General features: G+C 42.3%; 8 protein-coding genes and 1 pseudogene. All 9 read right to left on the bottom strand.

Translation table 11 applies throughout. The annotated features are described in order from the left end of the window. Positions 1-170: 170 nt before the first annotated feature. The 9 genes and pseudogenes from RMY00_RS06055 to RMY00_RS06015 all read right to left on the bottom strand — a co-directional run bounded on the left by RMY00_RS06055 (position 171) and on the right by RMY00_RS06015 (position 15,330). Positions 171-4,466: a DUF4347 domain-containing protein gene (locus tag RMY00_RS06055; protein ID WP_322646680.1), complete on the bottom strand. Its 4,296-nt coding sequence runs from the start codon at positions 4,464-4,466 to the stop codon at positions 171-173. A 451-nt stretch (positions 4,467-4,917) separates the two neighbouring features. Next, positions 4,918-5,763: pseudogene (locus RMY00_RS06050) on the bottom strand (class I SAM-dependent methyltransferase). Between the two features lie 36 nt (positions 5,764-5,799). Next, on the bottom strand, positions 5,800-7,002 hold the full coding sequence (locus RMY00_RS06045) for an FtsW/RodA/SpoVE family cell cycle protein (RefSeq protein WP_322646679.1): 1,203 nt from the start codon (positions 7,000-7,002) through the stop codon (positions 5,800-5,802). Positions 7,003-7,524: 522 nt separating this feature from the next. Beyond that, the gene (locus RMY00_RS06040; protein ID WP_322646678.1) at positions 7,525-8,970 is read right to left on the bottom strand and encodes a sensor histidine kinase; all 1,446 of its coding nucleotides are present in this window, start codon (positions 8,968-8,970) and stop codon (positions 7,525-7,527) included. A gap of 10 nt (positions 8,971-8,980) precedes the next feature. After that, on the bottom strand, positions 8,981-9,532 hold the full coding sequence (locus RMY00_RS06035; RefSeq protein WP_322646677.1) for a heme NO-binding domain-containing protein: 552 nt from the start codon (positions 9,530-9,532) through the stop codon (positions 8,981-8,983). A 675-nt stretch (positions 9,533-10,207) separates the two neighbouring features. Then, entirely contained in the window at positions 10,208-10,414 is a 207-nt protein-coding gene (locus tag RMY00_RS06030) for a phycobilisome linker polypeptide (protein ID WP_109007263.1), read from the bottom strand. A 222-nt stretch (positions 10,415-10,636) separates the two neighbouring features. After that, positions 10,637-11,125, bottom strand: a complete 489-nt coding sequence (apcB, locus tag RMY00_RS06025; protein WP_229487373.1) for an allophycocyanin subunit beta — start codon at positions 11,123-11,125, stop codon at positions 10,637-10,639. 65 nt (positions 11,126-11,190) lie between these two features. Beyond that, on the bottom strand, positions 11,191-11,676 hold the full coding sequence (gene apcA, locus RMY00_RS06020; protein ID WP_322646676.1) for an allophycocyanin subunit alpha: 486 nt from the start codon (positions 11,674-11,676) through the stop codon (positions 11,191-11,193). 378 nt (positions 11,677-12,054) lie between these two features. After that, positions 12,055-15,330, bottom strand: coding sequence for a phycobilisome rod-core linker polypeptide (locus RMY00_RS06015; protein ID WP_322646675.1), 3,276 nt, complete (start codon positions 15,328-15,330; stop codon positions 12,055-12,057). Positions 15,331-15,437 lie beyond the last annotated feature (107 nt).

The raw sequence follows: 15,437 nt of genomic DNA, 5'->3' as shown, positions 1-15,437 counted from the left end.
AGATTTCACAGACATCTAAAATCCAAAATTAAACAATGATATCTGCACAAATTAATTATGCGTTATCCAGAACAATTGTAGAGACGTAGCAGTGCTACGTCTCTACGTTCTTTTTCACCAAATGTCTAATATTTATTTTTAAGACAGTGGCTACAGACTAGAATTGAGCGCTAAACGATGACATTAGTACCGACTACCAAATTTGTAGAGGTGAAATTATTCAAAGTTGCAAAGGTATAAAAATTGTTACTCAAGTAGGCAAACTGAACTTGTGTAGAAGTATCCGATTGCACAAACCGCAGATAACCATCTGAGATGGGATTACTGCTACTGTAGCCTTCACTCTTAAACAAGTCAGTAAGGATTAACTTATCCTCGCTTTTATTAAAGTCAGTGATTGTATCACCATTGCTAAGGGTTCGATAGATGAACTGGTCATTACCGCTACCGCCAGTCAGCGTATCACTAAAATCACCGCCAATGAGCATGTCATTACCAGCACCTCCAATGAGGCTATTATTACCATCACCACCAAGCAGGGTATCATTACCATCACCACCAAGCAAGGTATCCTTACCAGCGCCACCGCGTAGCAGGTCGTTGCCACTCTTGCCGTCGATGCGGTCATCGCCTCCCTGACCATTAATAACATCTGCTGAGTTATCAAAGCCATTGATATTGTTGTTCAGGTCATTGAGAAAGGTAACTGTGTTCTTGTTAGAAATAGCGTTTTGGGTAGAGTTGGCATCGAAGACATCAAAGCTTTCACTAATACTGGTTTGCCCATTAAACAGAATATTGCCCACTGCGGATACGTTCTCTAGGTTTTCCAAAGGAAAGTTCTGTAAGATAACTTTGTCATCAGCCACCCCTTCAAAGGTGACTTCCAGATTGTTACTATTCTGGTTTAGTAGCAGATTTCGGGCTGTCAATCCAGCACCTTGAAATTTCAGGGTATCCACTTCGGCAATGATTGCTGCTGATGGGTTTGAACCTTTACCTAACCCACCGAAATCGGTAATGGTATCAACACCGTCACCTAAGTTGTAAACAAATTTATCTTTGCCGCCGCCACCAGTTAAGATGTCGTTGCCTTCATTACCTGTGATGGTATCGTTCCCAGCTTGAGCGTTAATTATGTCACCGTAGTTCTTGCCTACTAAATTATCAGCGCCATTGGTTCCATTCAGCCCGTTAAACTCTAATGCGCCAATATCAACTGTACCCTTAGATATTCTGTTAAATCCAGCGCCGCGTTGATCAGTGGTGATACCTGCCCGAATCAGAGCATTATTACCAGAATTAATGGCGGGACTATCGCCAAGTAAGGCATTAGTAAAGGTTGTACCACCATTATTTTGCAGGGGGCTGAGTCTTGGATCAATGGGGTTGGTTCTGGTGCCGACGAGGGTGCTGGTAGTAAAGCTAGTGCTACCTGTGTTGTCGCCAATTAGGTTATTACCAGCGTCGGTGAAGTTGCCGGAAACGTCGCGGGAAAAACCAGTATCGCGGGGATCATCCGGATAGACAGTGTAGGAGTTGCCTGCAATGATGGTATCGCCAACGATAACATTGCCGCCATTATTGACAACGCCCCCACCGTTGCCAAGAACACCGTTATAGCTAAAGCCCTCTGCTATGTTATTAGTAATAGTGTCATTGGTGAGGGTAAGAGTGCCACTGTTCAAGATGCCGCCGCCGGTATAATATACACTATTATCAGAGACAGTGCTGTTAATCAGGCTAAAAGTACCTGAGTTAGAGATGCCACCGCCGTCTGCCGCACCATTACCAGAGACAGTGCTGCTAATAATATCGATAGTGCCTGAGTTATAAATTCCGCCACCGTAAGATGGGTAAGGGTCAGGGCCTCCCCGATTCAGACCACTGGCAAACGCATTATTATTAGAGACAGTGCTGTTATTTATACTGACTTTGCCTATGTTAAATATGCCGCCACCATAGGCTGTGTTGTAACGGACGTTTGCATTATTGCTTGAGACAGTGCTGTTAGTTAGGCTCAAGTTGCCTTTATTAAAGATGCCGCCGCCTAAGGACGACCCCCTATTGCTAGAAACAGTGGTTCCCGTCAGGCTGAGAGTGCCTCTATTAAAGATGCCCCCTACTTCCCCTTTATTGTCAGAGACAGTGCTGTTAGTCAGGCTGAGGCTGGTATTGCTATTGAGCAAAATACTGCCTAAGGGATCATTAGCATTAGCAATTTTCAAGCCATCAATGCTGGCATCTGTCCCAGAACCGGATATCTCGAACACGCCTGATGAATTATTTCCACTCACAATCAGGTTAGATGCCCCAGTCCCCAAAATGGTAATATCATTGGTTATGCTTAATTTGCCAGAGGTCAGGGTGATGATATCTGGGGTGGCATCGGTGAACACGCCCGCAAAGGTAATCGTATCTGCCCCAACGGTTGCATTGGCATTGAGGATAGCCTGCCGTAATGACCCCGATCCAGAATCGTTGGTATTAGTCACGACAAATGTGCCAGTATTAACGGGTGGCAAAGTGATAGGGGACTGAACTTCGTAAGCACCAATATCAACTGCACCGTTAAATATCCGGTTAAATCGAGTGCCGCGTTGATCAGTAATTACACTAATAGGAACTAGGGAATTATTGCCAGCATCAATAGCCGGGCTATTCGCAAGTAACGCCTGGGTAAGGGTTGCACCACCGTTATTTTGCAGCAGTCCGAGTTTGGGGTCAATTGGGTTAGCACTTGTGCCGACGAGGGTACTGGTGGTAAAGGCAGTGCTACCAGTATTATTGCCAATCAGGTTATAGCCGGAGTCAATCAGCCCACCACTTACGTCGGGGTGTATATCACCGGTGGTGGACTTGTCAAAGTTGCCTGCAATGATGGTGTTACTAACCTTGATGTCAACAGAGGAATCAGAAGAATTAAAAACACCCCCGCCATTACCAGTACCATTACCATCTGAGTCAGCTGTGTTGTTATTAATTGTAGTGCTGATTAGGGTGAGGCTGTTGTCACCGACGTAAGCGTAGCCATTGTATATGCCACCGCCATCCTCTAATGCTATATTGCCAAAGATGGTGCTATTGGTTAGAGTAGCTGATCCGGAACCATAACCATCATCATTTCCGTTAAACATGCCACCGCCGGAGGTTGCAGTATTGCCAGAGACAGTGCTATTGGTCAGGCTGAGAGTACCGCCTTGATTATAGATGCCACCACCGAAGTTTGCCGTATTGCCAGAAACGCTGCTGTTAATGAGGCTGAGAATACCAATACCACCTTTATTAGGAGAACCGTCATTAAAAATGCCGCCTCCGGCAGTATTTTTATTAAAAATCTTGCTTGCCCCGGTATTGCCAGAAACACTGCTGTTAGTTAGGCTGAGACTACCACTGTTATAGATACCACCTTGCGTATTACCAAAGACGCTAGTGTTAGCAAGACTGAGGATGCCGCTATTAGAGATGCCACTTCCTTCTGTATTACCAGACACACTGCTTTTTACTAGGTTGAGGATGGAAGTTCTATTAACCTTAATACTGCCGCTAGCGATCGCCAGTCCATTAATATTGACACCTGTCCCTAATCCCGATATCTCGAATACTGTAGAGGCATTCTTTCCACTCACAGTCAGCTTAGATGTCCCAGTCCCCAAAATGGTAAGATCATCGGTAATTGTCAATGGGCCGGAAGTAAGAGTAATAGTGTCTGGGGTGGTATCTTTGAATATTCCCCCAAAAGCGATCGTATCATCCCCAGCAGTAGCGTTGGCTAAGTTGATTGCCTCCCGGAGTGTCGTGATGTCGTTATTGCGATCGCCATCATCTATGTCCCCAGTATTATTCACCGTGAATGTCGCCAATACCCCTGCGTAAGCCTGGCGCGTCGTTTCTGCAAATGCTAAACTCACTTCCATATCAGTGGTGCGGACTTCTAACTCCCAGTTACCACCTAATGCTGCATTGCCAATTCGCCCACGAGAAGCGGCAATATTTGCTTTGGTGAGTTGGTGTAGTTTGTCTACAAATTCTGTCCCTCCATCACCCAAAGATACATTGCAACCATAGATGAGTAAGTTCCAAAGGTTATTATTTTTGGCAGAGGTTGCAAATATCTTTTGCCATAGTTGCAATTGCTCGCTGTATTTGTCGAGGGTATCCAGTCCCAAATGGGTGTTGCCCAATTGCAAGCAACCTGGGGCACCGTGGCACACAATATGAATATTAGTCAAATTCGGGCGATGTCTAGCGACAAGGCGCTGCGCGTCTACGCAACTCGCTAGAATTTCTGTAATTTGTTCAACACCGTCCTGTGTCGAGTCAAGCACGAAGACTTGGGCATTATCAAGCACACCATTAACCAAATCGCTATAGTCTTCAACTGCCATGTCAATGAAGACTAAACTATGAATATAAGAAGTAGAAGTTGTAGGATTTACTTGGAAGTGTGAGGTTAGTGTTGCCATTTTTTTACTTCGAGCTAAGGTAATGAGAAAAACTCAAACAAGTATCTCATTTTGGTAGGTATATACTTAAGCTTCAAACTGAAGTTGTTGCTTTTTGGATTTTTTAATATATCTGCTTTTTCAGTATTTTTTATGCGAAATTACAGCAAATTTATAGTTGGTGAGGTAAACAACGATTCGTCTGTTACCCCAGGTATAAAGCGTCTTTTACGCTTGTACTCTGAATTATGCTATTTTAGTTAAACATTAAAAATTAGCTTCAAAATAAAGTTTAAAAACTCAAATCATTGCCAAAACCATAAAATTTTAGTAGAAAATATTTGTATTTATATAGCAAGGCTTTCAGAACTTTATAAAGTAATACCACTATAATATATAATAACTAACCGACAAATCTATTACACAACATTTAACCTAATTGCACTTTCTCTGCCGACTATTAATAGCTTCTTTAAGACCCCTTCACTTCTGAGTTAACTTTTTGAGCGATGTGAAAAGCAGAGATATATGAAAGTTGCAGAGTACCTCCAAAATCATTTTCTATACGATGTCTCAATCCCAAAAATAAAGAGTCTTTCTTTTCTGGATCTAATTTTATGTATGGCGAATAAGTGTTCAAAAGTGTTAAATATTCATCAGCAGTGTAGCTTACTTCTGATATCACTTGTCCAGATATCAAGTCTTTGAATTGGCCCGAATCAATGGCCATATTTCCCAATTGTCTCAAGATGTATTCTTGTGTTTTTTGGTCTTCATATCGGTCAAGAGATGGAGTGTGTAGTTGATAGATTTGTGATAAACTTTGATACACTTCATAACTGGGTTGAAGTTCTTTGTTCCACAATAAAATCAGGTAGCCATTTTCTTTTAGGGCATTTGCTGCTTTTGGATATCCAACTTCTGGTGATATTCAATGAAAAGAACTCGCTGCTAAAATGGCATCAAATTCAAATGGCTTGAGTTCCCACTCTTCAAAAGATATGTTTTGAATCTCTACATTAGAATACAGTTGACAATTGTGTTGAGCTAGCCGGAAAAAATCTGGATTGGGTTCTAAGCAGATTATAGAGCAACCCAATTGAGCGATGTCTACCGTTGCAGTTCCAGGCCCACATCCCACTTCCAGAATTTTTGAGTCAGTAGAAAGTTGAGCAAGTTCTACAACTTGGTGAATCAACTCTTGAGGATAGCAGGGTCTTGCCTTATTGTAAGCTTCTGCTGCCGGAGAATACCAATTTTTACGCTGTTCGAGGTCTCTACTAGAGTAGCTGATTATTGTTTGTTTGAGGTCTTTCATAATCTCTTTAATTCCTGTAATACTGCTTTTGCTAGCTTAATTTCTATTTTTATGAAAACTCCGGCGTCTGCGGCCATTTTCCAACAAAGGTTTTTGCAACGGTACTACCTCAGCTTCGCTACTTTCGCGTGCTACTCGAATCAGTAACCCAGCAGCTATTAAGCTAGCAATCATAGAATTACCACCATAACTAAACATGGGTAAAGGTAAGCCAGTAGTAGGTAGAGAACCTGTAGCAACACCAATATGAAGCAATGATTGTCCCACCATCAAAATTGTCACGCCGATCGCTACCAATCGATGTGTTGTATTTTTAGCCTTTAGAGCCACGATTAATCCAAGAGTGGCAAATGTAGCTAAAAGTGCTAACAACACCATACTGCCAACAAAGCCAAACTCTTCGGCAAACACCGCAAAAATAAAATCAGTATCCTGAATGGGTAAATAAAACAGCTTTTGTTGAGAAAGCCCAAAACCAGCTCCCCAAGTTTTACCAGAACCCACAGCTAGTAGACTTTGCACCAACTGGTAGCCATCTCCTGTCGCATCCGCCCACGGATTGAGGAATGACATTACCCGCTTACGCTGATATTCTTTAATACTAATACTAAGTACTGCTAACATCACTCCACCAATAGCTGTTCCTCCCAGGTACTTGTAAGGTAAGCCAGCTGCTAGAGCAATTAGCCAAATAGTCATACCGCAAAGTGCTGTTGTACTCAAGTTAGGTTGAGCAAGAATTCCTAAAAGTACTAGACCGAAAATACCCAACCAAGCCAAACGAATCCGCCAACTAATTCGTTCCCATTGACCAAAAAGCCGCGCACTTTGCAGCACCAAAAAGGGTTTAATTAATTCTGAGGGTTGAATCGGAATAGGCCCGATCGCAATCCAACGCGCTGCGTCAAAAGCCTTTTTTCCTAATCCTGGAATCAGTGTAATGAAAATTAACGTCAAAAACAGTAATAAAAACCAATGGGATACTCCCAAAATTTTCTGTAATGGCGAATTAACAATAATATTGAATCCGATTAAGGACACTAAGACCCAAAGCAGTTGACGCTTAAAGTAGTACAAGCCATCATGATGATTGCCATCAGCGACAGGATAGGATGCTGAAAATAGCATGATCAAACCGACGAACAGCCAAATCAACGTTAACCAGCGCAACAGCCGCGCTTCTAATGCCCAGTTGGAGACTGAACTATCAAAAATTGGAATCAAGCGGCGTAGATTCACGATCAGTACAGGTAAAAAGTTAGGAATTAGGAGTTAGAAATAAAACTCATAAATCATAACTTATAACTCATAAGCAGGCTTTACAACCATAAATCTTAGATTTTTCAACTTCAATACACCTCTAGTTCAAGATTTTTGACAAATTGCGATCGCTGCTATCTAATACTTAAGTAGTCTTTTATACTAAAAACGTATTATAAATGACTTAATTGAGTATGGCTATAGTTAAGAGCGATCGCTCAAAAATTGACTTAAAATATTCTTAGAGAACTCCAAAAAATAAATTATCCAATTTCTGGACTTCACTACGATTTTCCCTCACTTTGCCCCCTCCCCCCTGCCTTTACAGCGATGGTATATTTTTTTGGAAGTCCTTTATAAGGCAATACAGTTCAGTTAAGCATTTCTTTCTTCTCTCTGCGTCCTTGGCGTCCTTGGCGGTTCGTTAAAAAAATTGAGTTTGACAAAGAGTTTTAGCCTTAACTGAACCGTATTGTTTTATAAGGCGGATTATAAGGATAATTATTTAATTAAACTTAATGATTGCACAGAATTAGCTGCTTGTTTGTCCATAGATAGGGGAATTTCAATCCAGAACTCACTTCCTTGTCCAGGTTCTGATATACATCTTAGTGTTCCTCCATGTTTTTCAACTACAATCTGATAGCTAATTGATAAACCCAATCCTGTACCCTTACCTACAGGCTTAGTGGTGAAAAATGGATCAAACAATCGTTCTTTAACTGCTTGTGTCATTCCTGAACCATTATCAGCTATTCGGATTACACAGTTCGTTTCGATGACTTCTGTAGTAATTGTAATTGTATTAGAATGGGCATGAATTTCTGCGATCGCGCGTTTACTTTCATAGTCATCGAGCGCATCGATTGCATTACTGATAATATTCATGAATACTTGATTGAGTTGACCAGGGTAGCAATCTACTAAAGGTAAATTTCCATAGTTTTTCACTACTTTGATAGCAGGATGATCAATACTATTCTTGAAGCGACTCTGTAAAATCAGCAAAGTACTATCCAATCCCTGGTGAATATCAACTCTTTTCTTCTCTGCTTCATCAAGACGAGAGAAATTCCGCAGGGATAAGACAATTCCAGAAATCCGTTCGGCTCCTACTTCCATCGAACTTAGGATTTTGGGCAAATCATTTAGTAAAAAATCTAACTCAATTTCCTTAATGTATTCTTGAATTTCTGATACAGGATTGGCATAAAATTTTTGATAAAGATGCACAAGTTTCAGCAAACACTGCGTATAATCCTTGGCATATTTCAAATTACCGTAAATAAAATTAACAGGGTTGTTAATTTCGTGAGCAATTCCTGCAACTAACTGCCCCAGACTAGACATTTTCTCAACCTGGACTAAGTGGGCTTGAGTTTGTTGTAGGTCACGAAGGGATTTTTCCAATTTTTTGGATTGAGCCTCAGCTTCAGCTAAATCCTCCTTCATTTGTAGCGCACTCTGTAGTTGTTCTTTTTGCTGTTTCAGTTCACTTGTTAACTTTTTGGCATCAGCCAAAGCAGTATTCTGAGCTTGCAGTAGAAACAGAAAATCAACAATTGGGTCGTGGATTGCAAAGTCTTTGAGTTTGATACCCAGAGGAGCGAGGTTAGTTGTATCTGTAATCCAGGGAGAACCTAAAAAAAATATTACCTCCTGCTCTGGTTGATACATCATCTGACCCTTAAGCTGCATCCCATTGTGGATAAACTTTAATATAAACAAAGCGCGGGACTGTTTAGTAATAGTATCAAAATCGACCAAAATTTTTGGACGATTAATCTGGAAATGCTGCTCAATCAATTTACCAACTAGCGGTTCAGGACAAATGCGCCTTAAAACATCACCAGCTTGTACAATTTCCCGATTACGGTTAAAGGCAAAATGGAAGGGAAAAGCTTTCGTCAGCAACTCTGGCGAAAGTGTAAGGTGAGGAGGAGCCATGCTACTGCATTCAATTTGGTTTATAAATCACTAAAAATTCATCATGTTCAGCACCCTCATCTCGATTCTGGGTTTGGGTAATATCAACTTCTGTGTCAAACTTGCTTCCTAATCCCTTAACTAGTCCAAAAATCATTGGCGTTAGCCCTTCTCTATCAGAGCGATAATGTAAGCTCAGAGAATTTTCCTCCATATCAGTACACTCAAATGATGGGGGTTGGAGTTTGGGAAAGCTAACTCCCACACGAGCATGAAGATTATCAAGGTTTTCTAAAAACTCAGGTAGTGTATCTCCACTCATATCCATCATTTCGCCATAGCCTTCTTGAGCTGTGTACTCAACCCAAAATTCTCCAAAAGCTTGCATAATCTGTGAGGCAGGTAAACTCAGAACGACACTAGCAGCTTTTACCAGCTTGTGGGTGATGTCATCGGGATAGCCTTCCATACTGAGAAAAACATCTTCATCCACCTCTGCTTTGTGCTTAATTTTTTTCCAAGTCTCTTCGCCAAAGCGACTACACACCATATCTTGAATCGCCTTGTTCACTAATCCGTACATGGAAGCCTCTTCTTGCCGCCCTAATTTTGCTTTGTGAATTTGCCCAAGACTTGATAACTAATTCTTAAAAGGGTTATTTAAATAACAAAATTTTCCGTAATCAAATCTTGAAATGTTTTATTACAGTTTAAAAAATGGGGAAAATTATTCATATTTAATTCTACAAATGCTCGTTATTACAACCGTATTTTCACTTATTCCTTTTATCGAACAGAATTCAGGAGTTAGGAACCAGAATGGGCTAAAGGACTTCCAAGAAATAAATTATCCAAATAAACGAACCACAGAGACAAGGCAGCGCGGTCTTGGGGGTTTCCCCCATGAGCGACTGCCGCGCAGAGAACACAGAGCAATAAGGAGAAGAAAGTTTTTTCGCCAGTTTTTTGAGTATTTTTTTATTTGGAAGTCCCTAAACCTTAGCTATCCGCTAACAGAATGAATTTTGTCCGACACTTCGACTATGCTAAGTGCATTGCTGGCAGATAAATAACCGGGTTTAAGATTCAAATTGACTTGACAAATAGTTTCAGTCTTAAACCAAGCGTATTGCTTTATACTCGAAGTTATCGTCTTGTAGAAATGTGCAACTTTTAACTTTCAGAAATACTAGCCACAAAAAAGAGGTCTTTATTGACCTCTTAGCAATTCTCTAAAATAATGTTTTATCTACAGCAATTAAATCAAGCCAGTATTAGCGCCTTGCTTACCAGTTGCTAGTTCCACCTTGATGATTGTGCCACCTGCTTTTTGAATGCGTTGCTGTTCTCGGAACCAATTCTCATAAGGAACTAGCTTAGTGAAGTAAGTATTTTGGAGTTCGCGTTGGGTACGAATTCTGGTTTGGCTAGGAACTAGAGCAGTAATTTTAAAAAAACGGGCCATGTTTTGAAAATCTCCTGTAAAATTTGTGAAAACTTTTTTATCTCAAAATATTGAGTGCAAATCTTTTAATCATTCAAAGGCTGGAAATCAAACATCAATACTAGACCATCAACACTCATCAGTGATCATTTACCAAGATAAGCAATATAACGTTCTAGCACTCACGGCTGATTTCCAGACCTTAATAAAGCCGCACCTAAATTCTTAAGCGCAAACTAGTTCTTAGCTTAAGCCAGAAGAGATATAGTCTAAGTAAACACCCATTTCCTTACCAGCATCAGAACCAACCAAACTAGCGGTTACTTCCTTGATTGCTTGGATAGCTTGCACGGTAGCACCAACGGGAACTCCTAAAGAGTTGTAGGTTTCTTTCAAGCCATTTAATACACGCTCATCCAAAATGGAAGGATCACCAGCTAACATAGCATAGGTGGCATAGCGGAGGTAGTAGTCCAAATCACGGATGCAAGCAGCATAGCGGCGGGTGGTATACATGTTACCGCCGGGACGGGTGATGTCAGAGTATAGCAAAGATTTTGCTACAGCTTCTTTAACGATCGCAGCAGCGTTAGCGCTGATGGTGCTAGCAGCACGTACTCGCAGTTCGCCAGTAGAGAAGTAGCCTTTTAGCTTTTGTAAAGCAGAAGAGTCTAGGTATTTACCTTGAACGTCTGCGGAGTTAATTACAGCAGTGATTGCGTCTTGAGCCATGTTGTTAATTCCTTATTTCCAACCGTATTGCAATACTTGTGTTTCGGCAGAGAAACAGCATCACCCTATAGCAGGGCACCAACTAAATAGTCGAAGTAAGTACCAGCTTCAGCAGCATCATCACCAGACAGCAATGTACTAGCTACATTCTTCAGTCCACGGATACCTTCAGCAACACCATCAATAGGAGTTCCCAAGGACTTGTACAGTTCACGCGCACCGATAACACCAATTTCTTCGATGGGGGTAACATCACCAGCAACGATACCGTAGGTAACGAGGCGCAGGTAATAATCTAGGTCACGCAGACAAGTAGCAGTCAATTCTTGACCGTAAGCGTTACCACCAGGAGAAACAACATCAGGACGCTTTTGGAACAGTTGATCGCCAGCTTGCTTAACCAGGCGTTCACGGTTTTCTGTCAAAACTTGAGCAATCCGCACACGGCGCTCACCAGTAGCAACAAAGGATTTGATCCGATCCAATTCACCAGGGCTGAGGTAGCGAGCTTCTGCATCAGCATTCACGATAGCTTTCGTGACGATACTCATTAATGGATTCCTCCAAATACGAATGAAACCAGGATTTGATTAAACTAGTGCGACTTTAAATTTGGTTCACTGAGTTTGTTTCCTCGTTCTTTTAGATACAACAGTTTAATAACTGTTACGGCTAATAGATTACGAGTTTTCTTGAGTCAACACAAGTAAACAAGCTTTGAAACTCAGTTACCTTCCGCAAAACATTTTCCGGCATTCTGTTGAGCATTTATTGCTGCTCTTAACACTTTGTAATATTTTTTTTCAGAATTTCGGGTTTTAGCTGTAATCTGAGAGCAATATTACGAAAGGTTACAAAGGGGCAGGGGACTAGGGACTGGGGACAGTAAATAATCTGTACCCTATTCCCTATTCCCTATTCCCTATTCCCTATTCCCTATTCCCTACTGGAAAGCGGTTGTAAGGTACAACATCTTCACCGAAGTAACGGCTATATTCTGGACTCTCGACTATTGCTTCTACAGCAACCGACAAACCACCATCAGCTAGTAGATTGTGATACTGGCGAATTTCTTCCTGATCTGCGGGTGTACGCCCCAACAGATGGCGGAAAAGGAACTCAACCACCTTTGCATGAGGATAAGGTGATAAGAAGCGCTGGCGATAGATTTCGGAACTAGCTAGTTGACGCACAAACTCTCGGACGGAAATTTCACCATTTTGGAGTTTGCCCTCTAGGTCACTACGGCGGAAATTATCAGGCACTTCACCGCTGAATACATCCAATACTTGACGGTAAATGGCGTTGATTGCCTGTTGTCTTTCGGCTTGGTTTGTGATTTCAGCTATACGGTAAATACGTGCATGTTTACGTACAGCCACTTCCACTGATTGTCCGTTTCCATTGTTGTAGGAACGACCCAGTTCAGCAAATGATATCTGACCATTGGTTTGCGTTGCTATATCTGCGATCGCCTGTGCCAAAAGCGGCGTATCGCTAGCTCCGGTGCGAGCTTCTACTGGCTTAAAGCTCGGTACAACTACGTCATCATTTTGCTTGGTAAGCTGGTTGTACAGCTTTTCTGTATTCGGGAAGTTTGCCGCAGGTAGGGTTGGGAAGCGACGGTAAGGCACCGTATCTTCACCAAATACCTCGTTATATTCCACACTATTTACCAAAGCAGCAATAAAGGCACGAATACCTTGAGTAGCCAAAATCTGGTTATACTTACGGATTTCTGCTTGGTCTAGTGGCGCACGTCCCAAGAAGTGTTTGGTTCCCAACTCAATTACTTTGGTGTTGGGGTAAGGTGTGTAGAACTCCTTCAGGTAGAGGTTAGAATAACCCAAACCTTCAATAAACTCCTTCACACTAATTTCGCGATTACCCAGTTTGCTTTCCCACGCCGTAAATTCATTTTTGGCGATATAGGGTGCAATATCCCGTTCAAAAATCTGGCGATACGCAGCACTAATCAAAGTTTGCACTGCAACTTTGTCATTGGTATTCGCCACCAGTTTGAAGATTTTGCTTTGTTCGCGTTGCTTACTAACGCCTTGATTAATGCGGAACTGAATATCTGGTTCTGACCGATTTTCTGTAACTGTACCCAATGTCACAAAGCTCGGCGTTACTTCCTTCTGAACTTTCGCTGCAACATCTTCACGAATACTACCAACGCGCAATTGTCGCCCTGATACACCACTAGGAGTCAGATACCGTTCGTAAGGAATTGTATCTTCACCAAATGCTTCGGCATATTCTACGCTGTTAATAATGGCATCAACTACCGCGTAAAAGCCCTGTTTAGCAGCGATGTCAAAGTACTTGTTGATTTCTTGACGACCATAAGTAGGACGACCCAACAAGCGGCGGTGAATATATTCTATCGCTTTACAAACATAAAGCGATGACCAGTACAGATTACGGAATACATCCGACTTAGCCAAAGCACGGATAAACTCTCGTACAGAGATGTCGCCGTTTTCCAGCTTGATTTCCAATACCTTGGGGCGCTGACCTTCGTAAAGATCGCGACCGAAAACTTGCAGGTAAGCAGCTTTAATCACTGCTTGCGTCGAACTTTCAGAGAATCTGACGCTAGAACCTTTGTCAGCCTTTCTACCGATAGTACCAGGTAGTTGATCTAACTTGAACACCTTAGGCCCAAGGGTACCAGGAACTTCACCCCGGGCGTTGGGATTGCTATTTTGGTTATTAATCCCTGCCCCTTGGTGAATCAGGATGCGCTTAGTATCCTTGCCAAAAGGAGCCGGACTGGTGCTGGGGTTGCGAGTTTCTTTCGGGAAAATCGCCCCAAATTGAATTTCCAAGGGGTCATTCCCAGAACCATAGGGATGTTGGTCTGGTAGTGGTTGTTCGTAAGCAGCAAATGTGGTGATGAACTGAGGTATCTTGCGGAAAGGCGCACTGTAGTTAAACAGGTCTTGCTGCGGCCCCCAGTTGCGACATTCTTGTGCTTCTTGACCAAGACCCCGGAGGTAGGGTACTGTTTCTTCGCCAAAATAGTCACCGTATTCAGCAGAATCTACTAAGGCATCTACTAAGGCTGCTAGACCACCATTAGAAATAATCGAGAAGTATTTTTGTACTTCTTCGCGGCTACTTGGCCCCCGTCCCAAAATGTGACGGAAAGCTAATTCAATGACTCGGCTGTTAATAAAAGGCTGGTAAAACTGTTTTTGGTAAAGGGGAGATTTAGCTAAACGACGGACAAACTCCTTCATGGAGATGTCGCCATTTTTCACCTTGGATTCTAGATCAGATATTGACAAGCTATAAGCACGGGTAATATCGCGCTCAAAGATTTGCCGATAGGCGGCTTTGACAACCTCATTTTTTTCACTACTTGACAACCCAGGTTTCATCACAAACTTGGGACGCCGTTCTGACGCACTAAAGTAAATTTGCGGCAGTTCCAACCCTTGTTGGTCGCTAGAGGGGCGTTGGCGGAGTTTATTTGAAGGTGTAGCTGCTTTGAATTCTGTTAGCAAAACATCCATGTACTGAGACACAATTTCTGTAGCCTCAGGATCTTTGCGGAAAAAGGAAAGTGATCCGGCTTTGATTTCTTGCAAAGCTACCAGCGTTGCTTCACCAGAGCAGGCATTTTCAATTATTTCCCGTAAACCCCGTGTGTTCACCGCTATGATGTTAGGGTCGCCAGCAACGATCGCATAAGTAGCGTAGCGCAAGAACCAGGATAAATCCCGCAAGCTCTTGGCCATGTTGCTTGGGCCATAGCGAGCAATGTTAATTGGTCTGAAACCCGGAGGTGTCGGGCCACTGGGGGATGAGTTAAATATTGATCGTAAATTTTCTAGGAACCCACCACGACTTTCAACGTAGGTTACAGTTCCCAGTTGCATCCCTTGCTGAACATTAGCACCAGCACTAACAGGTACTATTTCTACTTCTCTGGGCTTTTCTAAAAAAGCCATTGGTGAACCACCGACAAAAATCCGGTTGGCAGCGCGAGATACAATAATCTCGGCATTATCCGTCAGCGTCTGGGAAATTTCTAGACGCTTTGCACCAGATGCAAAATAGCTTGCCAGTTCATCTAATTCACCACTTCCCAAAAAGCGGTCTTGCTGCTCGGCTTGGGTAATTGTCGCTACAGCTAGGGTTTGATATAGTTGCGGACGCGCAACTGAGCTTCCACCACTTGCCTTAACACTCATCGGATTTGTAAAACTCCCATCATAATCATTTATGTGTTAAGTCTGGATCGCTTTGAGGCTTGACACATCGGTGCGTCTGTGCTTTATAAGCTTGAGAGTAGTGCCTG

It is taken from the genome of Nostoc sp. ChiVER01 (genome assembly GCF_034531155.1).
Lineage (GTDB): Bacteria > Cyanobacteriota > Cyanobacteriia > Cyanobacteriales > Nostocaceae > Nostoc.
The sequence above is the reverse complement of the archived record's forward strand: the minus strand, read 5'-3'. Positions and strand labels throughout refer to the sequence as shown.